Source organism: Nocardia sp. CA-135953 (assembly GCF_050955735.1).
GTDB lineage: Bacteria > Actinomycetota > Actinomycetes > Mycobacteriales > Mycobacteriaceae > Nocardia.
Genome location: NZ_CP192082.1, coordinates 3,404,322 through 3,427,877 on the forward strand (window position 1 = coordinate 3,404,322; position 23,556 = coordinate 3,427,877).

A 23,556-nucleotide genomic window follows, 5' to 3' on the forward strand; every position below is an offset into this window, starting at 1 on the left:
TCACCTGGGCAGATGGACGCGCCCGGCGCCGATCCGGTCGATGCGATCGCGGCCCCACGCGCCCAGCGGCTCCAGCGCCGCATTGAGGGCAATGCCCAATTCGGTCAGCCGATACTCGACCTTCGGCGGCACCTCGCCATAGATCTCGCGATCCACGATGCCGTCCTCCTCCAGCTCACGCAGCTGCTGGATCAGCATCTTCTCCGAGACACCGGGCAGACCCTTGCGCAGTTCACCGAAGCGGCGCACACCGTGATTCGCCAACTCCCACAGGATCAGCACCTTCCACTTCCCGCCCACCACATCCATCGCCGCATCGATGCCGCAGAAATACGGTCCGGATCTCTTGGCGCCCATCGCTACCTGCCCCATGCGTATCGGTAAGTACTGACTCGAATAGTAGGTACTCGCCGCCAGCTCGGGCAAGACGACCGCGCAACACCGAGAATCACCAGCTAAACCCGCGATTTGGTCAACGCCGCCACATCCGATAGCCTTGCTGAGCACACCGGTCCGGGTGGCGGAATGGCAGACGCGCTAGCTTGAGGTGCTAGTGCCCTTTATCGGGCGTGGGGGTTCAAGTCCCCCTCCGGACACAAAATTGTGGCATTTATGCCCCCAAAATCGGGTCCGGGCATCGCCTGGACACTCTGTCCCGGCCGTACACCCCCACCTGCGGGTTTGCTCCGTTCAACGGTGGTCGATGTGACCGATGACACAGTATCTCCGCTGATCCCGTCCTTCTCCTCCATCGGGCTCACCGGTGGCGATGGCTGCGGAATCGGTGCCGGTCTGCCGATGGCGACCATCGAGCAACCACCAGCACGCACTGCGGTGTACAGCGTGCGCCCGGTCAACCAACGGGCGCGTGGTAGACAAAGCCGTTCTGCGAGCACTGGATCGGCAGCCCGGTGACCTGCTGTCCTGGCGGATCGCCGCGGGGCTGATTGTGATCGCCCGGCCCGGCTACGGCCGCCGCGGGGTCACCAAACATGGGCATCTATCCCTGCCCGCCCATGCACCGCCCCACCTCCGCCCATCGAAATATCCCGTCCCCGAGGCAGGGACCGGCCAGTCCAAAGCTGGCCGGTCCCTGCCTCTTTCACGATAGGAGCAATTTCTCGATGCCCACCGACACCGACACTCCCACCACCGACACCGATATCGGCGAAGACGCCGTGATCGACACCGCGCACGACGTCGCCATCGACCCGCACACCGACACCGACGTTGCTGCCGAGTTCCGCGGTTCCCCCGACGAGTTGTGCAAAGGGCCGACCGCGAATCCCGCCGACCTCGAGATCGATGAGAACGTGCGAAAGACCTTCCGGCTCGAGGACCACCCGGATGTGACCGACTCCATCCGCGAGCCGCTGCCGCCAGGGGCCGATCAGATCGCCTACGTCGACATCGATGACACAATCCGCCGCACCTACGGCTATGCCGAACAGGGCGCTGGGATCGGGTATTCAAAGTCAAGGGCCACGCGTTGATCGCCTGTGTCAGTATACCGTTGGCGCGGCCGGTGATCGTCGCGGCACGACTACGCCGTGGTGCCACCAACTCCGCGCGTGGTGCGGCGAGTTTCGTGGCCGAGGCGATCAAGACCGACCGGCGCGACCGGCGCGACCGGATTGCTGGTGGTGCGGGCGGGTTCCGCGTTCTACGGCGAGGAAGTCGTCGCTGCCGCACGGGCATCGCGGACGCATTTCTCGGTGACCGTGCGGATGAATCCGTCGATCCGGGCCGCGATCAGCGGCACCGACGAATCCGCGTGGACGGCAATCCGATACCCGCAAGCGGTGTGGGACGAAGACGGTCAGTGCGCGATCTCCGACGTCGAGATCGCGCGGGTCGCCTATACCGCGTTCGTCAGCAAACCCAAGCGCCGCCAGGTCACCGCGACGTTGATCGTGCGACGGGTCAGGCGTTTGGGCACCGGTCACCGGCAGGGCCAGGGCGAGCTGTTCACGACCTACCGGTTCCACGCCGTGTTCACCGACTCGCCGCTGACCTTGATCGAGGCGGAGAAGGCCCACCGCCAGCACGCGATCATCGAGCAGGTCATCGCCGACTTGAAGGGCTCAGCGCTGGCGCATCTGCCATCAGGCAACTTCAATGCCAACGCGGCCTGGCTGTTGCCGGCGTGTCTGACCTACAACCTCACCCGCGCCGCCGGCGCGATCGCCTCACGATTTCATGCCAGGGCCACCACCGGCACGATCCGCGCCGACCTCATCGAAGTCCAAGCGCGGCTGGCATCCTCTGGCCGCCAACAGATTTGGCATCTCCCACACCACTGGCACGCCGAGCACGCTTGGCACACCCTGTCCGACACCATTCACGCCCCACCCGCTGCCTGATCCCCCGGCCACCTCGCCCGAACCAGGGCCCCAACCAGGAACAACAGTGGAAAAGCTGGGCAGACAGCGGTCACCACACGCCCGAAACCATTGTGGCCCACACGCGGAAAGCGCGCGGACCACTCACAATGCCCTCGGTGGATCCGGGCTCAGAAAAGGTCTTCCATGCCGATACGACATTCTCGTGCCAGGAGCCCTTCAACTCACGTCACTCGTGCCACACTTCGACGGTACTCGAATATGCCGCGGTCAAATATGGATGCTTCTGTGCACCTTCTGCGATCACCTCGATCGGCCATCCAGGCGGATGCAGATCCGAGAGCCGCGAACTAAGCGTCGAAAAAGCCCGGATCTCGTCACGCCCGCCAGGTAGTTCCACGATGTATATCCAGGTGCTGCCGATCCGGAGCATCCCCTACCGGTTCACGCCAAGTCCGCAAGATCCTACGCGGCCCAAACTGCGATCCAAGCTGAGCCAATACGTGATCGGCCTCTACTACAGAAATCGCTCCTCGCGGGGCGTCCGGCGAAAAACCATACTTCAGAGCAGGAACAGACGGAGCCGGAACGATTTCGAGATCCCTGACGAGCGACTCATCGACCATGGCTCTCAACAGGCGCAATTCCTCATCGGTGAAGCCGATATGATCTGAATCCATGTTCAGAACCAAACATTCTTCGGCCATGTATATCTCACTGGCAGAGTAATACATCAGAGCCATCTCGAGTATATGATCCGGTAGCCGCCCCGCGAAGCGTCTGCATATATCGGCGAACCGGGACTCGTCACTCAATTCAGTTCTGCTTTCTATATTCGCCAAGCACTCTTGTCGTGATGCCATTGTTCGAATCTATCACCACCTCGACTATTTTATTCCCTTCGGTCCTCGCCAAGTCCAGCTTCCGTCACCACCAATACTTGGCGGCTTATTCACTGGAGTCGGTAGAAGAACAGTCCGATGGTGGCGGTGATGGTTTCCTCGAAGGTTGCCAGGGGGCGGCGGTAGTCGGTGTGGAGGATGCGCCAGGTATTGAGGTTGGCGATGACTCGTTCGACGACCGCGCGCAGCCGGTTGACGTCGGTGTTGTAGCTCTGGTCTGATTCGTGCAGGTCACGGCCTTTCGGTTTCTTGACCGGTGTGATCATCCCGCAGCCTTGATATCCCTTGTCCGCCAGCAGTTTCGACGGGTCCAGCCCGTCGAGCAGCCCGGAGGCGGCCAGTGCGGCCATGTCGTGGTCGCGGCCGGGGACAGGGTCGGAGATCCAGATCGGGTTGCCCTCGAGATCGCAGAGGGCCTGCACGTTCGCTCCTGTGGTCTTGTGCTTGCCGGAGAACAGTTCCCGGTGCTCGGCGCAGGTCCAGCACGGCAGTAGGGTGCCGTCGAGCACGTAGCTGCCAGCCGGGTCGATCTCGTCGGCGACCGGGATCCATTGCGCGAGCGCGGCGGCGATCAGCGACGTGAGCGCGCCGATCGCGCGGCTGACGGTGGGCTGCGAGGTGCCGAACGCTTCGGCCAGTTCCTGCTGGACTCGGTTGCGGCGCAGGTAGGCCAAGGTCACGCACACGCAGCGGCGCAGGCCCAGGCTGCCAGCTCGGTTGCCCGTTGCATTCCTGGTGGATGTCGGCCACCAGATCGGTGATCTCGTCGGCGGTGAAACCGGTGGTATGGTACATGCGCGGCGGCACTCGTCTGCGGAAAACTTTGTAGCAGAACGATTTTGCGGTGCGCAGGGCCGCTGCTTCGACAACGACACGCCCTGTTCCGACACAACCAGAGCGATAGCCCGAACGTTGCGAATCTCTTCTTCAGTCGCCGACCGGCGAGCACGGTCGAAGGCCGCGCTCAGGCCGCTGAATAAGCCTCCATGTACATGTACGAAAAATCGGGCCGCGCACTGGGAGGAACACCATAATGAAAGTGCCGAATCTTCGCGACTTTCTGATCTACGTGCAACCATTGCAGTGGGCAATCGCGTCGGATGATCCCGAACTCCTGTCCGGCGGGTATATGGTTGTTCTCAACGCACACATCGAGATCAGATTCGTCCCTGATGTCTCCGAACTCGCTCCACCATGGAATATTCATAAGTTCGACCCGACAGTTGGGGTCGAATCCCGATCAGAGGCCCGCATATGGGCTACGCGCACGTCGGATTACTCTGCGACTCAGAATCCTCGCTTGGCAGGCACTGCGGAGAGGATACCCTTGCTTCCCCTACGCGAACCATCCCAGTGAAGACGAGACAGATATGGGTGTCCTCTGGTATATCGACGCCACGCAATGGTCGGCTCTCATCCTCGAGTTGGAACGTCTTTCCGAGCGCACCAACTTCTTCGGACATTTTGTGGCTCTCTCCGGCATAACAGGAACGCATCTGTGGCGCTTCCTGACCGAGCGGTTTCTCACGTCCGATCTTCTTGATTACGAAACGACCGAGATGATGCGACATGCCCGCTGGCTAAGCGCGCCATCCAGATCGTTCCAGGTGACCGCACGCAGTCGTGCCATCACGGCAAGCGGTTGGATATTGGTCATTTAACGTCTACTCCTGTCGATTTCAGCGCCCGGATAATTTCTTTATTATAATCGCGTACACTAGCCTCACTCGGATCAAATACCAATCGATGGTTCCGATTCGCACACTTCAGCCGACTCCAAGGTCATATTACCGACCGAATGAGCACCACAAGCATAGGCCAGCCAGTATAATTGCTCGTTACCAACGCAAGGTTCCGAATGAGTGTCGACCCAAATGTTGACGATGTCACCACCCAAATAGGTAATGTCCCACCAAAACCAACTTTATTCTGTGGATCAAACGTGAAGAGCCACTCCTGAAGATTCCACGTTGATTCGTCACGGTCTTTCGTATATTGCCGAGCCCCGCGCACAGTGGATTCTATGGGTGATCCCGCCCCTCCAGTCACGCCAACAAACCAGCCTGGAATTCCACTGGTAGGCAACTCCTCCATATTGTCGAATTCAGGATCGGCTGAAATCTCCAATGCTGCGTGCATCACTGCGCGTAACCGCCGCGCATAATCATCAGCGTCTCCGTCTACGCTCACCTTGAACCGCCCGAGCAGCATCCCCTGAGGTGCATTCATTGGCTTCGAGAAGACGCGTGACCGCTCCGCCTTCAATGCCTCAATAGTCATGATCCACCCGCTGCCCGAAAAACCCACAGACTGCCGGATTTCCCACTACGTGGATCGAATTCTGTTCCAGGAACATCGTCGTAGAATTTATCTCCCGCAATAATACCCGGATCGGGCGAGGCTGCACGCAGCCTTTTCCGTGCCTCTTTGAATTTCTCTTTGTATTTTTCAAGCTCCTCTGGAGTGGGTGGCTCGACTCCAGCCTCCTGTGGAGTGGAGAATATTTTACCGGCGATCTTTTTACTCATTGTTCCGTACCTGTATCAGATCGATAGGCCCGGCCACACCGGTCGGCAACGCGGTAGCCAACGGCGCCACCAGAACACCGCCGGTAACAGCGATATTCGGGGCGCCGGCGCCAATGTACTTGCTGGAAGGCAGAGCCATTTTAGTTATCTCCCTTGGGATTTGCGCAGGCCCTAGTGTCCCGTGATTCTGTTTTGTTTACTTAGCGTTGTTGTCGACGAGTTTGCGGATGTTGGTCTGGGTGAGAGCGACCTTGGCCAGGATCTCGTCGGCGGTGGCGGTCCATTCGAACGGTTTCGCGGTGGCGTTCCAGTGGGTGATGTAGTCGCGGATCCGGGTGATCAGGACCTTCACCGAGGTGAAGGTGCCGCGGCGGATCGATTGACGGGTGATCAGGCCGAACCAGGTTTCGACCATGTTCATCCACGACGAGCCCTTCGGGGTGAAATGGAAACTGACACACGGGTTGTCGGCCAGCCATGCCTGCACCTCGGGCGTTGCGTGAGTGGACAGGTTGTCCAGCACGACGTGGATCTCCTTGCCCGCGTGCGGTTTCACCGCCCGCTTCAAGAAGGCGAGGAACTGCGCGCCGTCGCGGGTGGGCCGGCAGTCGCCGAACACCTCGCCGGTACCGACATTCAGCGCCGCGAACAGGTTCGTGGTCCCGTGCCGAACGTAGTCGTGCGTACGCTTCTCGGTCATCCCGAAATCGATCGGCAACAGTGGCTGGGTCCGATCCAAGGCCTGGATCTGGGTCTTCTCGTCGACCGAGAGCACCACTGCACCACCCGGTGGGTCCAGGTAGAGCCCGACGATATCGCCGACCTTGTCGGCGAACTCCGGATCGCGAGACAGCTTGAACGTGCCCTGACGCTGCGGTTTCAACCCCACCTCGCGCCACAGCGTCGCCACGTAATGATGCGACACCGTCACCTTTTCGGTCCGGGCGATGAACTTCACCATCTCCCGAGACGACCAGTGCGACAACCCCTCCGGTGGCGCCGATCGCGTCGCGGCCAGGATCCGCGCTCGAATCCGGCCCGGCACCTGCTCGCGGCCCGCGCCGCGCTTGCGTTCCAGCAACCCGGCAATGCCATCGGCGGCATAGCGGGCCAGCCACACATCCACCGTCGGCCGCGACACCCCCGCCATCGCCGCGATCTCGACCTTCGGCCGTTTCTCCGCATACCACAACACGATCCGCGCCCGACCACCCACAGTGGCCGGCACATCCGGACAGTACGTCAGATCCCGCAGCTCCTCGAGCTGCGCCGCGGTCAATTCCACCTATACAAACTACCTATGTCAACAAAACAGAATCACGGGACACTAGCTTGCGATCATTCCGCGGTCTGGCCACTCCCCTCTTTCTTGTTTGAGGCCGAGTACTTTTCTCGCCGCATCATAGAACTGGGCGTCGTAAATTTCGTCGTCAGGCCGTGGCTGTTGGGATGATTTGTCGATAGTTAGCTTTCTGGCGAAGTTTTCATAGTCGTCTCCGAATTCATAGACGACAACCATTTTGGATTCCGAGTTCTTCCTCACATACAGCAGAATTGCCATTTACCATCGCTTTCGAAGTCTTCACCCCGCGATGAAGGGCGTACTTTATCCCAGTTAAATTTTTCTTGTATAAATCTGTGCGCTTGCTGGTATGTTACGCCAGGAATTTCGCTCATATAGATAAGTTCCGCCAACTCGTGCTCGAGGAGCAGGTAGTCCTCGGATAGCGCTCGCCCGGAGCGGAGCCTGATCCACGCCTCGGCCATATCAGCGTTGGCATCGAACCGTTGTAAGAGTATCTCATTGGTCTCGTAGTCGAGAATTGGATGCTCGGTCTCGAAGACGTGTTTCTTGACTGCGGTGATTTCGTCTTCGGAGAATCCATGCCTACCGCTGGCACGGAAGTAACCGCTGCTGTGTCGACTGATCGCACTGATATCGCGTGGGGTGGAGCGACGCGAACCGGTCCGAGTCGGCACAGAGTCCACGGCGAGGCCCCCAGTAGATTCAAGCCCGGCGGCTCGCGATACCCCGAATGACTGGTTTTGGGGCACTTGAAAATCTTCGTACGCGGCGCTGGCCCACCGTGTCTGCGCCTCGTCATCGAGTATGTTTCTTGGTCGGCGGACAGCTCCTGATTCCCGCTGCCGATCGGCGCACGAACCGAGGATCGTTCTACCTGGCCGATCGCTTCTATATGCACAGTTGGGCGTTCGCCTTCGGCTCCTGGGGCCTTCAACCGGGTCTGCGATACGGGTCTCTGGCCAGGATCAGTGGGTAGATCGGGGTCCAGGCGAGGGAGGGACGTGAACGGGCTGGCCTTCACCTGGGATGGCGGGATAGTGGTTGAGGTAGAAGCGGTCGTGGGTTGGGGGCGGGGAGTTGTGGTCGAGGGTGTGGTTGGGCGAGGTGGGACACCACGGTCACCGAGATCCTGGCCGGCTACTACGAACCCGACAAGAGCGGTAAACGTAAGCCGGAGTGCCTGTACGGGGCCGAGAAGATGTGGGCACACCTGCAACGCGACGGCATCCCGGTGGCCCGGTCCACGATCGAGGGGCTGATGCGCGCCAACGGATGGCGGGGTGTGGTCCGGCGCAAGAAGATCCGCACCACCGAACCGGATCCGGCGGCGGCGCGGGCGCCGGACCTGGTGGACCGCCAGTTCACCGTGCCCGCCCCGAACCTGCTGGTCGTCGCCGATTTCACCTATGTGCGGCTCGCGGGCGGCTCGTGGGTATACACGGCGTTCTGTATCGATGCTTACGCCGGGCGGATCGTGGGCTGGGAATGCTCGGCGAGCAAGGAAACCGCGTTCGTCGAATCAGCGATCCGGCAAGCCGTCGCACTACGGACCCGTGAGGGAAAACCGATGAACGGCAACACGATTCATCATTCGGATGCCGGATCTCAGTACACGCCGATCCACTTCGGGGAGACGCTGACGCTGTCCGGGTTGCGGCCGTCGGTCGGGTCCGTGGGCGATGCCTTCGATAATGCATTGGCAGAGACCACAATTGTCTCTACAAGACCGAAGCCGTGCGGGACGACTCGCCGTTCCGGACCGGCCCGCTGCGGCGTCTGGCCGATGTCGAGGCGGTCACCTCCGACTGGGTGGCGTGGTTCAACCAGTCCCGTCTGATGCACCGGCTCGGCCGCAAACCACCGGTCGAGTACGAGACCGACTACTATGCAAACCTGCCCCAGCAACTGGCTGCGGACAGATAACCGGGTGTGCACGAAACCCGGGGGGATTCAGTTGGGGGGACTGCCCCGAGATTGGTTGACTCGCGGGTTGTGGTGTTTTCAGGCCGCGAGTGGGGCCTTGTTGAGGGTCTCATACTCGACCGGGGTCAAGCGTGCGAGGCCTCGTTGACGGCGGCGACGGTGGTAGGTGTGTTCGATCCAGGTGACGATCGCCAGCCGTAATTCTTCTCTTGTGGCCCAGCGTTTTCCGGTCGAGAACGTTGCGTTGCAGCAGCGCGAACCACGATTCCATGGCCGCGTTATCGCCACATGCCCCAACACGGCCCATGGAGCCTTGTAATCGGTTGTGGGACAACATTTTGCAGAACTTCCGTGATCGGAATTGGCTGCCGCGGTCGGAATGGACGATGGTGTCGGCCGGTGAGCGCAGGGCGATGGCGTTGCCTAGCGCCGCGCACGCCAGCGAGGCGGTCATACGCTCATCGATGCTGTAGCCGACGATGCGGTTGGACCACAGGTCCTTGACCGCGCACAGGTAGATACGCCCACCCGGCCCATGTTTTCACGTAGGTGATGTCGCCGCACCAGCGCTGATTCGCCGCGGCCCAGCAGATCCGGCGCGTCGACCGGTTTCGAACCACGAATCGTTGTGCGCCGAAACAATTTCGGATGACGGCCACGCAACCCGGCCGCCCGCATCAGCCGCCACACCCGCTTGCGTGAGATCCGATGACCAGCCACGCGCAGCCCGGCGTGCACCCCCGCCGCACGCCGGGGTCCCCCGCGCAACTTGTCGTGGACGCCTGGACAAGCCCGGCGTCACTGATATCGCGGTCGCTGGGACCGCGCCTGCGCCACGCGTAATACCCTGACCGGGACACCTCCAACTCCCGGCACATGAAAGTCACATCGAACTCACCCGAAGCGGCCCAGTCAGCAATCGCGGCGAATTTCACCGCTGGTCTTTCGCGAACCAGGCAATTTTCTTGCAAACGCGACCCGCATCTTCAACTCCGCGTTCTCCGCACGCAACCGCTCCAACTCGGCCCGCTCCGAGTCGGTCAACGACTTCTCACCCGAGTCACCGGCACCACCGGATTCTTTGGCCCTATTCACCCATTTCCTCAACGTCATCTCATGCACACCGATATTGCGTGCCACCTCGACCACCGGCCGCCCCTCCTCGACGATGAAGCCACCGCCTGCGCCTTGTACTCCTCGGTGAAGCTACGCCGCGCCGAGCCCAATCCAAAACTCCCGTGCTACCAGGCGGCGATGACGCCCGTGTCCACCGAACCGGGAACGGTCCAATTCACCTCAAGACTGTTCACTCTCGTCAACGAGATAGAAGTAGCTCATCCGGAACGGTTGCAGCAATGCTCGCATGAATGCGGGGCCATCGTTGCGGAGTACCCATCGCGGTTCACCGATTATTCCGATCCCACCTTCGTACCAGGCTATTGCGCCGTCACTCCAGTCGGGCTCGATCACTTTCAATGCGACCTCACCACCCGTCGTCATACTGAATTCAGCGACCCGATGCGGACCGCCGCGTTCGACGTGATAAACGGCAACCAAGGTAGGTGTGCTCTCACTGGTCATATATGAAATCTCCCCTCAGTGGATGGTACCGAAACTGGTCATCGGTTGGGTCGGCGGATAAGCATACGCGCCGGTGATCAGGCCAGGCCAGGCCTCTCCGGTGATCATCCCTCGCCTTCGAATCTCCTCAAGGCGCGCGATCGCACCGTCGATGGCAATGTCGCTCAACCCGACATCTTCCAGCATTATTCGAAAATGCCGCACATCCACCGCACGTACTTTGTTCATGATTTCCGGACTCAACGGCACTCGAACGTTCCTTTCCGCAAAGTCCGACCTAATTCCGAATCTCCTGTCCGGAAATTCCGGGAACGAGTATCCGTGATCAATCGCGATTATGGATCCATTGACGTCTGTCAGATAGTTGCCTTTATGACGATCCGTATTCCCTATTACGTAATCCAGAACCGCCATCTCTTCCTGCTGAACTCGCGGATACTGGTCGTGATCCAATGATTTGGCCGCAGTAATCCATCGCTGCACCGAGCCCCGCCCCTGCGGAGTATTCCGCACGACGGTCGGTGGCACTCGATCGAACCCTAGAGTTTCACTCACGCGATACGCCGCGGACTCTCTGCTGGCGAGAGTACCCGAGATGCCGACCCGAATACTGAAATTCTCACCACTTAGAGGCTTGCCGATGGCCTCGGAACCGTCATTGAAAGTCAAGAAGAATGAGCCTTTTTCATCCTTGCTGAATAGCGCGGACCTCGCGAGCTTGAAGGACGTGGATGGCTTGGACGAGTTGCCCGGTCCGGTGCGGGCAGCAGCGGAGTTTCCGCGGTATCCGCCAGGTTTTCAGCTGGGCGTCGGCGCGCTCGCCGGGGCCGCGTAGCTTCGCGTGAGCGCGGTTGAACTGCTTCTGCGATTCCGGTTTGTCTCTGCCCTTGTACGGCGTGAGTGCCGCGGTGGCGCCGTGATATCCCTTGTCGGCCAACACGATCCATCCGCCCTGTTCGAGCTCGTAGAGGATTCGCCAGATCCAGGCCGCCTTCATGTCGTGCACGCTGCCGGGCAACGCACCCGACACCCACACGATCTCACCGTCAGGTGTGGCGATGACCCGCACGTTCATCCCGTGGTGGCGGTGCTTACCCGAGTAGAACGGCCGATCGGCGGCGACCCGGTCGATCGCGATCAGCGTGCCGTCCAGAATCAGATAGCCATGCCCGGCGGTCTTTGCGTGGGCCAACGCTTTCCGAAGCGCCGGTGATCGCGCGGCCAGCAACTCCACGGTCTCGGTGACATACCGCCACGCGGTCGCCGTCGATATCTCGAACCCGGCACCCAAATCGTCGAAGGTTTCTCCTTTGCGCAAGTAGGCCAGCACGAGCAGGGCTGGCGGCCTGGGTTGAGCAGGCGCCACACCGACCCGATCCGGCGGCGGTGACGGCGGACGCAGGCTGCGGCGAACGCCGAGACCATTGCCGCCGCGCGAGTGCTGCTGACCCAGATGGGTATCTCTCCCGCCGATCTCGTCACCACCGGGTGCAGCGGTGCCGACCTTCGGCGAGGTCATCCCCGACAGTGAAAGCGCGGTTGTCGGCGGGCACGCTGCGCACATACGCGGAGGCAGAGCGGGACACCCCAGACCTTCCGACACATGAAACTACAACGACGAGCACCCATGAGGGCGCACAGCCCCGCGGCGGTGGCGGTCGAGACCGGTACGTCCGCAATCCTAAAATAGGGTGCACCCCGCGATCACGATCATCAAGGTTCGCCCACGCCACCCCCGAACCACCTCCGAACCGCTCGCAAGCGCCCCACGAGCCGAGCACGCCGCGCCTGCTGCGCCGAACGCCGATACAAACTGTTGAACAAGTGCTTCTCGGGGTCACCGAACCACGGCAGCTCCCGATCTCCTATCGTCATGGTCGACGCGGGCCACGCCCCCGAACGTACCTCCGCGAGCAGAATTCGCAGCAGTTCAGTGAAATCCACGGCACACAGGTAGTGCTGTTCCTCATCGCGCCCGAAGTTAATGATCTGCCCGACGGTACCGCCGACATCCGGGTCCAGATCGAGTCCGATGTAGTCCGCACGGGTGGTGTCCGACCACAACGGAATCCAGCCGCGCGAGGCATACTGCGGCTTAATCCTCCCCTCGGCCCCCAGCATGACCGACCCGATGTCCTGCATGGACTCGAAATCCGGATCCGCCAACAGTTCGGCCCACTCATCCCAACACTGCGCGATCTTCTCCGTCGACAGGAACGACAACGACGGAATGCATGGCACGGCGTACGAGATATGCGACGACGTATCGGTCACCCGCTGCCCATTGTGAATCCCCCACACCGCACGCACCTCGGCAGGCAATACATGCCCCAGATACGCCTCCAACCCATCCAACTCATCCGAATTCGCACCCGGAGCAAGGTTCTCATACGCTAACGGCACATGCACCCGAAGCCACCCGACATACTCCCCGAAGATCTCCACAGCCTCCACACGAGTGAAGCTAGCAGAACAGCCCCGACGCGTGCGCCTCATGGCGCCGAATACGCTTTCGGTCCACGGTATTCAGGGCGCGTACGAGAACTTCGCGAGCATCTTCCAATCCCCCTCGGAGTCCTTGACATACTTATAGAAGACCTTCTCCAGTCCAGTACCGGCGGCCTCGTGGACCGTGGCCAGATGACCAACCGCCTGCAACAAGTCGTCATCGGGCACGATGATCGGTTGAGTATCGGAGACCGACGTCACCCTCACTTCCCCTCCGGCGAGTTCTACGGTTAGTTCTGCCGTTGAATCATCCTCGTACATCTCGACCAGAACTTGGTCGGCAATATTGACATCGAGCTCATTCTGAACCTCAAGCGAAACGGCTCCCATGACCGACGTACTCCTCCTCTTTCAATCACTGACTCGAACAACTACGGTTGCGGATAAACTGGCATCGGTGGCCGCGTGGACGCCTTGACCAGTGCGCTTTCGTCTTCATAGGCCGGTCAAAATTCGACCGGTGGATCCGGGTTCAGCAGTGCGCTACGAGGTACACGGTCGATGAACCACGAGAGGCCGATCTCCGCGGTTGGATCGTTTGCGCAGAGGTCGTCCAAATCATTGATCTGCGCGGGGCCGCCACACGGACGGCCCGGGCGGGCACCCGATGGAGCACGGCTGGCCCGTGCCCATCGTTTGGCCTGAGTTGCACAGGTGAAGTCGATTTCGGTTGATCGGCGCACCATCACCGCTGGTCAAAGCGTTTTAGGTGGCCGATATGGGTCACTAACAGGGTCGGTAGGATCGCCGGTCGTGGCGTTCATCCGCAAGGTCAAGACCGCGTCCGGGGCAACAGCGGTGCAGATCGCGGAGAAACACGGCCGCCAAAACAAGATCATCGAACACGTCGGGTCGGCGCATTCCGATGCCGAGCTGGCCGCGTTGATCGCCACCGCGCAAGCGAAACTTCTTGCTGGGCAACAGGTTCTGGATCTAGGAGTCGATTCCACCGCGCCGGGGATTGCGCCGATCACCGCGAAACGTGCCCGGTGGTTGATCGAGGCCATCACCACCGGCTGGCGCGACCTCGGATTCGACGCCATCGACGACGAGGCGTTCTTCCAGCTGGTCCTGGCGCGGCTGGTGGAACCAACCTCGATGACCGACTCCACTCGCGTCATCTGCGACCTCGGTATGACACCAGCGCACCGCAACACTTACGCCAGCGCGTTAACCCGTTGTGCCACACGCGATTACCGCGACAAGATCGCTTCTGCGTGTTTCGCTCACGCGGGGCGAACCGGCGGGCTCACACTCATCATCTACGACGTCACGACGCTTTATTTCGAGGCCGAGTCCGAAGATGGACTCCGCAAGGTCGGCTACTCGAAAGAGCGCCGCGTCGACCCGCAAATAGTCGTCGGGTTGCTCGCGGACCGTAACGGGTTCCCGCTGGAAATCGGGTGTTTCTCGGGAAATACCGCCGAAACCACCACCATCCTCGCGATCATCACCGCCTTCCGAGCCCGCCACGACCTGACCAACACCGAACTGGTGGTCGCCGCTGATGCCGGAATGCTGTCAGCGACCAACCTGACCGCACTCGACGATGCCGGCTGCGGGTTCATCGTCGGGTCCCGCCAAGTCAAAGCACCCGCCGACCTCGCCTCCCACTTCCATTGGCATGGAGACTATTTCACCGACGGACAACTCATCGACACAGTCACACCCCGACGTGCCGGGACCCCGGTCAACACCATCGCCACCCGCGCCGAACCCGTCTGGACATCGGCCAACGAGAAAGCATGGCGGGCGGTCTGGCATTACAGCACCGCACACGCACGCCGCGACACGCTCACCCTCAACGCCCAGGAAACGCGGGCACGAGCCGCGGTCGATGGCAGCAAACCCGCGAAATCGACACGGTTCGTGAAAATAGCTGGCACCGACCGATCCGTAGATGAGGTTTCCCTGGCCCGAGCGCGGTCGCTGGTCGGGTTGAAAGGCTACGTCACCAACATCGGCGCCGAAACGATGAGCGCGGGCGAGATAATCGGCAAATACCACGACCTATGGCAGGTCGAAGCGTGCGGTTCATGATGCACCTGTAGCCGGAACGGGCTGGAGGGGCTGATGATTGGACGTGAGGGCTTGCTGCGGATGGCTGCGGTGGCTGAGCGGTTGAAGCGGCAGGTCGAGGCAACTGCGCGTGTGGAGGCCGGCGGTGAGGCCGGAGCCGATCGAGTGGGCGGATCTGCCCGTGGCGAGCCGGGTCGCGGCGGTCCGGGTATTGACGGTGATGGTCCGTAGGCGTCTGACGTGCTCGGGTGATGGGGACACCGACGATGAGTGCGCAGATTCCGCAGTGGCCGGGCAAGGTGAGGGCCGAGCACACCGATCGGCTGGCGGTGATCTATGTGCGCCAGTCGACGATGCGTCAGGTGGTTGAGCACACCGAGTCGCTGCGGGTTCAGTACGGGCTGGTCGACCGGGCGATCGCGCTGGGGTGGGCGCGGGATCGGGTGAAGGTCATCGATGCCGATGTGGGGATGTCGGGAGCGAGCACGGCCGGGCGGGCCGGTTTCGCGGAGCTGGTCAGCGAGGTCGGATTGGGTCATGTGGGAATCATTGTGGGAGTGGAGGTTTCACGGTTGGCACGGTCGGGCCGGGACTGGTATCAGCTGATGGAATTGTGTGTGCTGGCCGCAACGCTGCTGGCCGACAGCGATGGCGTCTACGATCCGGGCGAGTACAACGATCGGCTGTTGCTGGGGTTGAAGGGCACCATGAGCGAGGTCGAACTGCACCTGATCAAGCAGCGGATGGCGTCGGGTCGCCTCGCCAAGGCCAAACGGGGCGAGCTGTTCTTCGCGGTCCCGACCGGATACGTGCTGCGCCCGTCCGGGGAGGTCGTCAAGGACCCTGACGAGCAGGTTCGCACGGTCATCGAGCTGATCTTCGACTTGTTCGACGAGTTGGGCACGGTGAACGCGGTGCTGGGGTATCTGGTCGAGCACGGTATCCGGATCGGGGTGCGGTTGCGGGAGGGCCCCGACGCCGGTGAGCTGGAGTGGCGGCGCCCGAGCCGGATGACGGTCAACAACATCCTGCGCCACCCGATCTACGCCGGGATCTACGCGCATGGGCGCCGATCGGTCGATCCGCGGCGGCGGATCGCCGGGCGGCCGTCGACGGGGAAGGTGAGCGTGCCGATGGAGCAGTGGAAGGTGGTGCTGCCGGACCGGTTGCCCGCCTACATCACCGCTGAGCGCTGGCGGGCAAATCTGGCACGGCTGCAAGCCAATCGGGCCACCGCTGCCACACCGGGTGCCGTCCGGGAGGGTCCGGCGCTGCTGACCGGGCTGCTGCGCTGCGGGCGATGCGGGACGAAGATGACAGTGCACTACACCCACCGTGACGGCGTCGTCAACGGATACACCTACCTCTGCTGCCGCGCCCAAGCCGACTACGGCTTGCCCTGCTGTCAGCGCCTGTCCGGCCGATGCGTGGACGCCTATCTCAGCGCAGCGCTGCTGCAGATGCTGGCCCCGGCAGCGTTGGAGGTCTCCCTCGCCGCAGCGGCCGAGATCGAGGCCGAACGCGGCAGGCTCGAGACCTTGTGGTCCCAGCGCCTGGAACGCGCCGCCTACGCCGCCGACCGCGCCGCCCGCTGCTATCGGCTCGCCGAACCGGAAAATCGGTTGGTGGTAAGAACTTTGGAGCGTGACTGGGAACAGGCTTTGACCGAGCTGGAACGGTTACGCGAAGACCACGACCGGTTCCTCGCCGCCACCCCGCCGGTGCTGTCAGCCGCCGACCGCGACCGCATCCGCGGTCTTGCCGCCGATATCCCCGCCCTCTGGCAGGCCGCCACCACAACCAACACCGACCGCAAACAACTGCTACGCGCAGTCATCGACGTCGTCACCGTCACCGTGATCGGCGACAGTGAACAGGTCGAAACCGAGATCGGCTGGGCCGGCGGGCACCGCACCAGCGGGCAACTGGCCCGCCCGGTCGCGCGCCTGGAACAACTGTCCTACTATCCGCGACTGGTCTCCCGCGTGCTCGAACTCGATGACGCCGGCCTGACCGATGCCCAGATCGCCGACCACCTCAACTCCGAGGGACTGCGGCCGCCCAAACGATTCGAAACCTTTGGGCCCCAAGCAATCCGGGATCTGGTGAACCGGCTACGCGCCACCACCGGCCGATCCGGCCACCGCACCCAGCGGCCGGCCCCGCCGCCCGGACAACACACATGGTGGATGCCCGAACTAGCCGCCGAACTGGCCATGCCAACCGGTCACCGTCTACAACTGGATCCGCCGCGGCTGGGTCACCGCCCGCCAGGACCCCGACACCCGGCGTTGGATCATCACCGCCGACCCCACCGAACTCGAACGCCTACGCCAGCTCCGCCGCCTACCCCGCGGCTACCACCTCCGCCGCCGCTGGCACAACGACCCCACACCCACCGAACCCACCACTCACCCAGCCGAACCACAGTTATGAATGCATTGTGGTTGACACGCTGAGCGGTCGTTCCGGATGTCGAAAACCGATTTGAAGGCCCGGCCGATGTTCCACCGCACCCGCGACGCGATCGAAGCTCACCTGACGATCGTGTTCACCACCCTCGCGGTCGCCCGCTACCTGCAAGAATCCACCGGAACCAGCATCGCCCGCCTGATCCGAGTGCTACGGCCACTACAAGAGATCACCGTTGTTATCGCAGGCCACCCCCACCTCGCCGCCGACCCGATCAGTCGTGAAGCCGCCGAAATCCTCACCGCCCTCGGCATTCCGCACCCGTGACGACCAGAAGTGGGTCACTAAACCTGTGCAACTCAGGTTTGGATCTAGAATCTGCCAAAGTTCCAGCGCCACAGTCGGATCGGTGTCAATGGTCATGTGGGGGTACCGATGGCCATTGACATCCGAACTTGGCCTCCGAACAGGGCGTCCCGGCAGAGGTTGCGGTGGCATTCCACCAGGGCTTGGAGAACGAGACTCGACTGGGGAATGGGAGAGGATTTCCGGGCGCGCTTGCTGGGCTTGTGTTCTCCGCGAACACCAGATACTCGTGATCTTCGTGCCGCATCGCGCTACGCGAACGGCGGCCTCGTCCACGGCGTACGCTCGTCTAGCGCGCGTAGGAGTCGGGGAAGGAAGTCCCGCACGACGGCGTCATCGTGATAATCGAGCGCCGACAGGCGCGGGCATCCCGATGCGAGAGCATCGACTGCGGCCTGGTAGTAGTTCTCCACTGGACCGGTGAAGGTCCCCGGGGGAAACCTCACTGCTCGATCAGGTCCTCCGCAATCGCGACGACCTGGTCGTCGCGGAGTAGAACATCTCCCCAAATGCCGTATGTGAGCATGTTGATGTATCCCTGCCAAGGATACGGTGGTTCCACGGCGTCTACGCTGTCCGGGGCTTCATTCATGGCAGCCAAGGTAACCGACGCTCCCGCCTCTCGAGCCCGATCCGCCCGCCTGCCACGTACCGAGTGCGGCCTCAGCCCCAGTGGTCGCAATGTGATTCGCGAATCGAACACCACGATGAAGATGCCAACGGCCGTAGCTTCGTCCACGACACATACCTGCTCGCTCGGCACGTACCGACGCGCACAGCCCTTTGGCCGTAAGCATCTTCCCGCGCCGGCAGATCTGGACATCGTCGGCGGATTCGGTTGCGAGGCATCTCTGGTGTGATCAGCGCTCCATCGCACGGAGCCGCTCGGCGATCGGGGGATGGCTGCCGAACCAGCGGGCACGCACGGCGAGCAGTCCAGTGACCGGCAGGCGGTCTCGCAGCCACTCACGCAGCGCGGCCGCGAGATCGCGCCCGTATCCGAGCTCGACCGCTACCCGGTCGGCGGCGAATTCCTCACGGCGACTGCGTATCGCGTTAGTGAGTGGTTCGATCGCGAACAGCACCGACAGCCCCAACGCGACCGGCAAGCCCGTGGTGGGTGCCAGTGCAACGGGCAGAAGGACCAGCAAAGTGGGTCTAGCCGATCCGCTCCAGGGCGCACGGTGGCACTCACGTGTCTTGCCCAGCGCCGAGGTGAGGGCGCGAGGACCACCCACGGGCCTGGCCGGATAGGAGTTATCGGCCGTCCTCGTGGTGCGGGTAGCGGGACCGGATCAGTCCGGTCGCTGCTCGCGCGGTTTGCTCGAAGGGTTCCAAGGTGCCTGCGGCACGGCAGAGAATGTGGGCGCCTTCGAGCAGGCAGATGAGGGCGGTGGCGAGGTCCAGTGCCTCGGTGGGTTCGACACCGGTGGTGGCGAGCCGCTCGGCCAGCGCAGTCGTCCAAGAAGTGAAGGCGGTACCGGCGATGTGGCGCAGCGCGTCGCCGTCCGGCTCGACCGTGATGGCCGCGACGGCGCAGCCACCGCCTCTGGCGGACGCGGCGACCACCGGACGCACCGCGGCGAGGAAGTTGTCGACGATCGCGGCAGGGGTGTCCCCCGGCAGCGCGGCCAACTGGGATCGCACGTGCTGGCCGTTGCGGCTCGCGGCCTCCGCGACCAGTTCGGCTTTGCCGCCGGGAAAGTGGTGGTAGATCGCCCCGCGGGCGGCCCCGCTGGCCTCGAGGATCTCGGTGAAAGACATCCCGGCGACGCCCCGACGCTGGAGCGCGCCGAGGGCGGCGTCGATCATCCGGGCCTTGGTGTCGTTCGGCATCTTGCCCTCCCGAGGTTGACTAGTACAGCCATCCTACTGCACACTGATCATCGCTAGTACGCACGTACTAGCGATAATGGAAAGCAGGAGAAAATCATGCCCATCACCGTTACTGCTCCCCGTGGCGTGCTGACCGACGCCGGCGAGCGTGAAATCCTGCCGCGGCTGACCGCCGCGCTCATCGACATCAGCGGGGCGACCGGAAACGCGTTCTTCACCTCGATCGTCGGTGGCACAGTGCATGTGCTGGCACCCGAGCACATCTACGCGGGCGGCGGCACCCGGCCGGTGGTGATGGTCGAGTTGAAGCTGCCGAACATCGGCCTGCCAGATCCGGCGAGCAGAGCCGCGTTCGTCGTTGCGGCCACCGACATCGTCGATGCCCTCACCGTCGCGGGCCACGATCGCGCGAACACCTGGGTCAACGTCCTCAACGCGCTCGACGGAGGGTGGGGTATCGGTGGCGTGGCCTATACCGGTGGCGCGCTCATCGCGGCTGTCATCGCGGCAGCCGAGCCCACGGCTGTGCGCTGACCCGTCCATCGACATCTCGTCGAAAGAGCAACTATGTCAGGCACTCTCACCGATCGCACGATCGCATTTCTGGTCGCCAACGACGGCATCGAGCAGAGCGAACTCACCCATCCGTGGCGCGCTGTGTGCGCTGCGGATGGGCGGGCCGTCCTCGTCGCCCCGGACCGGGGACACGTCCAGACGTATCGCCACCTCAACCGGATGGACCGCTACCCGGTGGACGTGACGGTCGAAGCCGCCGATGCGGCTGACTACGACGCCGTCGTCCTGCCCGGCGGTGTCGCCAATCCCGATATCCTGCGCCGAGTTCCGGCCGCACACCGGCTGCTGCGACAAGCCGACGCGGCAGGCGCGACGATCGCGGCCATCTGCCACGGCCCGTGGACCCTCATCGACGCCGGCCTGGTGGCGGGCCGCACTCTGGCGGCATGGCCCAGTCTCGCAACCGATCTCACCAATGCCGGAGCCACCTGGACAGCCGACCGAACACACGTCGACGGCACCCTGATCACCGCGCAAAGCGACCAGGACATCGACGCTTTCACCGCTCTGCTCCTCGCCGCCGTGGGAAGGTCGTCATGACACCGACCGTGGGTGGGGTCTGCTGGATCGACCTCGGTGTCGCCGACATCGACACCGCAACCGCCTTCTATCGTCGGCTATTCGGCTGGACCGTCGCTGATCCCGACGACACCGGATATCGGATCGCGCTGTTGCACGGCCACCCGGTCGCCGCCTTCGGGCCTGCCGAAGACCCCGGTCCGCCGTACTGGACCGTCTACGTCGAGACCGGCGACATCACCGCCGGTGTCGCTGCCGCCGAGGCTGCGGGCGGCACCGTCGTCGCGGCTCCGGAAGCCGCCGGGGACGCCGGGGTCGCAGCCATTGTGCGAAGTCCGCACGGCATTCCGATTTCCCTGTGGCAGCCGGGAAATCACCTCGGCACATACCTCGCGCGGGAGCACGGTGCACTGGCCGGAGTCGACCTGCGCATGGACCCGGAGAAGTCCGCGCCGTTCCTGCGCCTCGCCTTCGGATGGCAGGTCCACCCAGACAGCACGATCGTCCACAGCGCGCGGATCGTCGCCACCTGGTCGGCCGGCCCGACCGCACTCCGACCCACACCATGGCTCGTACGTTTCCATGTCACCGACGTGCCCGCTACCCGTGACCGCGCACTCGAACTCGGCGCCACCCCCGTCCTTGAAGAACCCGGCACCCTCATCGACCCGACCGGCGCAGCCTTCGCCCTCACGGCCATATGAGCCCCGCCGTCAGTCGTCCGCGGTATCGGGGTCGCGCAGCGGCCGGTGAACACCGCCCAGATCCGGCAGGTGGAAACTGTAATGCCCGGCCAGACCGATATGTTCGCGGCCCGACTCATGTACATGGAATTCCACAGAACAACACAATTCAGAACCAGGCCCAGCGCGGAGAGTTGGTCTTCCACGAGACAACACATTCTCCTCGGTAGAACTCCAGTCGATGTCCCGGAATCCAACCGCCCCACAGAACGCAGAACTGCGAAATGGCCGGATCAACCTCTACCGCTACTTACTAGGTTGTCGAGTCGTTTGCCACCGAATTCAGCGTGTACGGCATCCGCTTCGGCGACGGTGTAGCACGTGGCTACTCGACTCTGGCCGCTTTCGTTCACCCGACAGCGCTGGGCACGACGCCAACCGTCAGCACGACCCGGTGGTTCTACCGCGCCCAAGTAGGCTCGGCGCTTGTGGCGGGTCTGCGAGTGGCAATGGGAATCGTGGCGGCCGGGATGACCCTCGGTGTCGCCGAGCTGGTATCGGTCCCGGTCGGCCCGAACAGCGCGCCGCTCAACGCCTTCGGGTCCGCGGTCATCGACAACACGCCTGAGGGGCCGCGGGAATGGGCTATCGGTACCTTCGGTGCCAACGACAAGCTGCTGCTCTACGCGGTGATGGTCTTGGTGGCGGTCGGCGTGGCAGCGGCCGCGGGCGCATTGGAGCGAACGGCGCGGCCACTCGGGTCGGCTCTGTTCATCGCCTTCGGTGTCGCGGGCGCGATCGTCGCCTGCACTCGCGCGCACGCGGCGTGGACCTTCGCGCTGCCCACCGTGATCGGCAGTATCTGCGGACTGCTGGTGTTACGGATACTGGTCCGGCGTATGGACGGCGCCGCGGCCGCGCAACCCGGGACCGCCGCTCGGGGCGCGACCGAACCGCGCTCTGCCGCACCGGCATCGGAAGAGGCGGGACGGCGCACGCTCCTCGAAGGCTTGGTGGGCGCCGGAGTGCTCGCGCTGACGACCGGAGTGAGCGGACGGCTGCTCGCTGTGCGCGCGGGCGACGTGTCCGGCAATCGCGCGGCGGTCCGCCTGCCCGCCGCGGTCGAGCCCGCCGCGCCCGTCCCTGCCGCCGAAGTACCGGTATCCGGGCTGTCCTCGTTCATCACGTCGAATACCGACTTCTACCGAGTCGATACGGCGCTGACCATACCGCAACTGTCAACCGACGACTGGACGCTGCGCATCCACGGCATGGTCGACCGCGAGATCACCCTCTCCTACGCCGACCTGGCCACCCGGCGACCGATCGAACGGGTACTGACCATGACCTGTGTGTCGAACCCGGTCGGCGGCAACCTGATCGGCACCGCGCGCTGGCTCGGCTATCGGGTGGCCGACCTGCTGGCGGAGGCGGGTGTGCGGCCGGGCGCCGACATGGTCCTGTCCACCAGCATCGACGACTTCACCGCCGGAACCCCGCTGACAGCACTGACCGACGGCCGCGACGCGATGCTGGCGATCGGCATGAACGGTGAACCGCTGCCGATCCGCCACGGATTTCCGGCCCGCCTGGTCGTTCCCGGCCTGTACGGATATCTGTCGGCGACCAAGTGGGTGACCGACCTCCAGGTCACCAGATTCGATCGGGCACGTGGATATTGGGTGCGGCGCGGTTGGGCGCCCACGGGCCCGATCAAGACCGAGGCGAGGATAGACACGCCGAAATCGTCAGCGACACTGCCGCCCGGCTCGGTCGCGATCTCCGGGATCGCCTGGGCCCAGCGGCGCGGCGTGACGGCCGTCGAGATCCAAATCGACGACAGCGACTGGAAACCGGCGCAACTGTCGACGGAGTACTCGATCGATACGTGGCGGCAATGGGTCTACCGGTGGGACGCGACACCGGGGCAACACACGGTGCGCGCCCGCGCCACCGATGGCACCGGCATCGTGCAGACCGCCGAAAGCAAAGACACGGTTCCCGACGGCGCCTCCGGCTATCCGTCGATATCGGTCCGGGTGGGGTAGGCGCTGC

At 63.2% G+C, this 23,556-nt stretch carries 23 protein-coding genes, 1 tRNA gene and 6 pseudogenes; 12 read left to right on the forward strand and 18 right to left on the reverse strand.

Features of this window, described 5'->3' with window-relative positions; translation table 11 throughout:
* Positions 1–357: a winged helix-turn-helix transcriptional regulator gene (locus ACQPXH_RS15635; RefSeq protein WP_433603053.1), complete on the reverse strand. Its 357-nt coding sequence runs from the start codon at positions 355–357 to the stop codon at positions 1–3.
* 154 nt (positions 358–511) lie between these two features.
* On the opposite strand from ACQPXH_RS15635, the gene ACQPXH_RS15640 reads away from it, so the two are divergent.
* The 3 genes from ACQPXH_RS15640 to ACQPXH_RS15650 all read left to right on the forward strand — a co-directional run bounded on the left by ACQPXH_RS15640 (position 512) and on the right by ACQPXH_RS15650 (position 2,363).
* A tRNA-Leu gene (locus tag ACQPXH_RS15640) sits at positions 512–596 on the forward strand.
* A gap of 528 nt (positions 597–1,124) precedes the next feature.
* Entirely contained in the window at positions 1,125–1,493 is a 369-nt protein-coding gene (locus ACQPXH_RS15645; RefSeq protein WP_433603054.1) for a hypothetical protein, read from the forward strand.
* A 147-nt stretch (positions 1,494–1,640) separates the two neighbouring features.
* Positions 1,641–2,363, forward strand: coding sequence for a transposase (locus ACQPXH_RS15650; RefSeq protein WP_433603055.1), 723 nt, complete (start codon positions 1,641–1,643; stop codon positions 2,361–2,363).
* A gap of 356 nt (positions 2,364–2,719) precedes the next feature.
* Here ACQPXH_RS15650 and ACQPXH_RS15655 read toward each other — a convergent pair whose 3' ends face one another.
* Together ACQPXH_RS15655 and ACQPXH_RS15660 are read right to left on the reverse strand one after the other, a co-directional pair.
* The gene (locus ACQPXH_RS15655; RefSeq protein ID WP_433603056.1) at positions 2,720–3,076 is read right to left on the reverse strand and encodes a hypothetical protein; all 357 of its coding nucleotides are present in this window, start codon (positions 3,074–3,076) and stop codon (positions 2,720–2,722) included.
* 218 nt (positions 3,077–3,294) lie between these two features.
* On the reverse strand, positions 3,295–4,119 hold the full coding sequence (locus ACQPXH_RS15660; RefSeq protein WP_433603057.1) for a transposase family protein: 825 nt from the start codon (positions 4,117–4,119) through the stop codon (positions 3,295–3,297).
* Positions 4,120–4,614: 495 nt separating this feature from the next.
* On the opposite strand from ACQPXH_RS15660, the gene ACQPXH_RS15665 reads away from it, so the two are divergent.
* Entirely contained in the window at positions 4,615–4,905 is a 291-nt protein-coding gene (locus tag ACQPXH_RS15665; RefSeq protein WP_433603058.1) for a hypothetical protein, read from the forward strand.
* 121 nt (positions 4,906–5,026) lie between these two features.
* On the opposite strand, the gene ACQPXH_RS15670 is transcribed toward ACQPXH_RS15665, so the two are convergent.
* From ACQPXH_RS15670 to ACQPXH_RS15690, 5 genes are all read right to left on the reverse strand, one after another.
* A complete protein-coding gene (locus ACQPXH_RS15670) occupies positions 5,027–5,524 on the reverse strand; it encodes a hypothetical protein (RefSeq protein WP_433603059.1) in 498 nt (165 codons plus the stop codon).
* Complete coding sequence (locus tag ACQPXH_RS15675; protein WP_433603060.1) at positions 5,521–5,772, reverse strand: hypothetical protein; 252 nt, start codon at positions 5,770–5,772, stop codon at positions 5,521–5,523. Before ACQPXH_RS15675 ends, ACQPXH_RS15670 begins: the two co-directional genes overlap by 4 nt.
* A gap of 196 nt (positions 5,773–5,968) precedes the next feature.
* Positions 5,969–7,057 carry an IS630 family transposase gene (locus ACQPXH_RS15680; protein ID WP_433603061.1) on the reverse strand — a complete coding sequence of 363 codons (1,089 nt, stop codon included), beginning with the start codon at positions 7,055–7,057 and terminating at the stop codon, positions 5,969–5,971.
* A gap of 42 nt (positions 7,058–7,099) precedes the next feature.
* Complete coding sequence (locus ACQPXH_RS15685; protein ID WP_433603062.1) at positions 7,100–7,333, reverse strand: hypothetical protein; 234 nt, start codon at positions 7,331–7,333, stop codon at positions 7,100–7,102.
* Complete coding sequence (locus ACQPXH_RS15690) at positions 7,312–7,761, reverse strand: hypothetical protein (protein ID WP_433603063.1); 450 nt, start codon at positions 7,759–7,761, stop codon at positions 7,312–7,314. Before ACQPXH_RS15690 ends, ACQPXH_RS15685 begins: the two co-directional genes overlap by 22 nt.
* A 416-nt stretch (positions 7,762–8,177) precedes the next feature.
* On the opposite strand from ACQPXH_RS15690, the pseudogene ACQPXH_RS15695 reads away from it, so the two are divergent.
* Positions 8,178–9,001 (forward strand): annotated as a pseudogene (locus tag ACQPXH_RS15695) (IS3 family transposase); the annotation flags it as partial.
* A 78-nt stretch (positions 9,002–9,079) separates the two neighbouring features.
* Here the strand turns inward: ACQPXH_RS15695 and ACQPXH_RS15700 are convergent.
* From ACQPXH_RS15700 to ACQPXH_RS15735, 8 genes and pseudogenes are all read right to left on the reverse strand, one after another.
* Positions 9,080–9,582, reverse strand: a pseudogene (locus tag ACQPXH_RS15700) (IS3 family transposase); the annotation flags it as partial.
* A gap of 73 nt (positions 9,583–9,655) precedes the next feature.
* A pseudogene (locus ACQPXH_RS15705) lies at positions 9,656–9,739 on the reverse strand (IS3 family transposase); the annotation flags it as partial.
* Positions 9,740–9,913: 174 nt separating this feature from the next.
* Positions 9,914–10,171: a transposase gene (locus tag ACQPXH_RS15710; RefSeq protein ID WP_433603473.1), complete on the reverse strand. Its 258-nt coding sequence runs from the start codon at positions 10,169–10,171 to the stop codon at positions 9,914–9,916.
* Positions 10,172–10,297: 126 nt separating this feature from the next.
* Complete coding sequence (locus ACQPXH_RS15715; protein WP_433603064.1) at positions 10,298–10,582, reverse strand: hypothetical protein; 285 nt, start codon at positions 10,580–10,582, stop codon at positions 10,298–10,300.
* A gap of 15 nt (positions 10,583–10,597) precedes the next feature.
* Complete coding sequence (locus ACQPXH_RS15720; RefSeq protein ID WP_433603065.1) at positions 10,598–11,251, reverse strand: hypothetical protein; 654 nt, start codon at positions 11,249–11,251, stop codon at positions 10,598–10,600.
* A gap of 16 nt (positions 11,252–11,267) precedes the next feature.
* A pseudogene (locus ACQPXH_RS15725) lies at positions 11,268–12,007 on the reverse strand (transposase family protein).
* 288 nt (positions 12,008–12,295) lie between these two features.
* The gene (locus ACQPXH_RS15730; protein WP_433603066.1) at positions 12,296–13,036 is read right to left on the reverse strand and encodes an SMI1/KNR4 family protein; all 741 of its coding nucleotides are present in this window, start codon (positions 13,034–13,036) and stop codon (positions 12,296–12,298) included.
* Positions 13,037–13,108: 72 nt separating this feature from the next.
* Positions 13,109–13,420, reverse strand: a complete 312-nt coding sequence (locus ACQPXH_RS15735) for a hypothetical protein (RefSeq protein ID WP_433603067.1) — start codon at positions 13,418–13,420, stop codon at positions 13,109–13,111.
* Between the two features lie 468 nt (positions 13,421–13,888).
* Here ACQPXH_RS15735 and ACQPXH_RS15740 point away from each other — a divergent pair.
* The 3 genes and pseudogenes from ACQPXH_RS15740 to ACQPXH_RS15750 all read left to right on the forward strand — a co-directional run.
* Positions 13,889–15,115 (forward strand): annotated as a pseudogene (locus tag ACQPXH_RS15740) (IS1634 family transposase); the annotation flags it as partial.
* Between the two features lie 260 nt (positions 15,116–15,375).
* Complete coding sequence (locus ACQPXH_RS15745; protein WP_433603474.1) at positions 15,376–17,568, forward strand: recombinase family protein; 2,193 nt, start codon at positions 15,376–15,378, stop codon at positions 17,566–17,568.
* A pseudogene (locus tag ACQPXH_RS15750) lies at positions 17,561–17,848 on the forward strand (IS1634 family transposase); the annotation flags it as partial. The gene ACQPXH_RS15745 and the pseudogene ACQPXH_RS15750, both read left to right, overlap by 8 nt.
* A gap of 899 nt (positions 17,849–18,747) precedes the next feature.
* Here the strand turns inward: ACQPXH_RS15750 and ACQPXH_RS15755 are convergent.
* Positions 18,748–18,972, reverse strand: coding sequence for a M48 family metalloprotease (locus tag ACQPXH_RS15755; protein WP_433603068.1), 225 nt, complete (start codon positions 18,970–18,972; stop codon positions 18,748–18,750).
* Between the two features lie 172 nt (positions 18,973–19,144).
* Complete coding sequence (locus ACQPXH_RS15760; protein ID WP_433603069.1) at positions 19,145–19,723, reverse strand: TetR/AcrR family transcriptional regulator; 579 nt, start codon at positions 19,721–19,723, stop codon at positions 19,145–19,147.
* Positions 19,724–19,819: 96 nt separating this feature from the next.
* On the opposite strand from ACQPXH_RS15760, the gene ACQPXH_RS15765 reads away from it, so the two are divergent.
* The 4 genes from ACQPXH_RS15765 to ACQPXH_RS15780 all read left to right on the forward strand — a co-directional run bounded on the left by ACQPXH_RS15765 (position 19,820) and on the right by ACQPXH_RS15780 (position 23,549).
* Entirely contained in the window at positions 19,820–20,257 is a 438-nt protein-coding gene (locus ACQPXH_RS15765; RefSeq protein WP_433603070.1) for a hypothetical protein, read from the forward strand.
* A gap of 33 nt (positions 20,258–20,290) precedes the next feature.
* Positions 20,291–20,839 carry a DJ-1/PfpI family protein gene (locus ACQPXH_RS15770; protein WP_433603071.1) on the forward strand — a complete coding sequence of 183 codons (549 nt, stop codon included), beginning with the start codon at positions 20,291–20,293 and terminating at the stop codon, positions 20,837–20,839.
* Positions 20,836–21,522 carry a VOC family protein gene (locus ACQPXH_RS15775; protein WP_433603072.1) on the forward strand — a complete coding sequence of 229 codons (687 nt, stop codon included), beginning with the start codon at positions 20,836–20,838 and terminating at the stop codon, positions 21,520–21,522. Before ACQPXH_RS15770 ends, ACQPXH_RS15775 begins: the two co-directional genes overlap by 4 nt.
* Positions 21,523–22,010: 488 nt before the next feature.
* A complete protein-coding gene (locus ACQPXH_RS15780; protein ID WP_433603475.1) occupies positions 22,011–23,549 on the forward strand; it encodes a molybdopterin-dependent oxidoreductase in 1,539 nt (512 codons plus the stop codon).
* Positions 23,550–23,556: the final 7 nt, after the last annotated feature.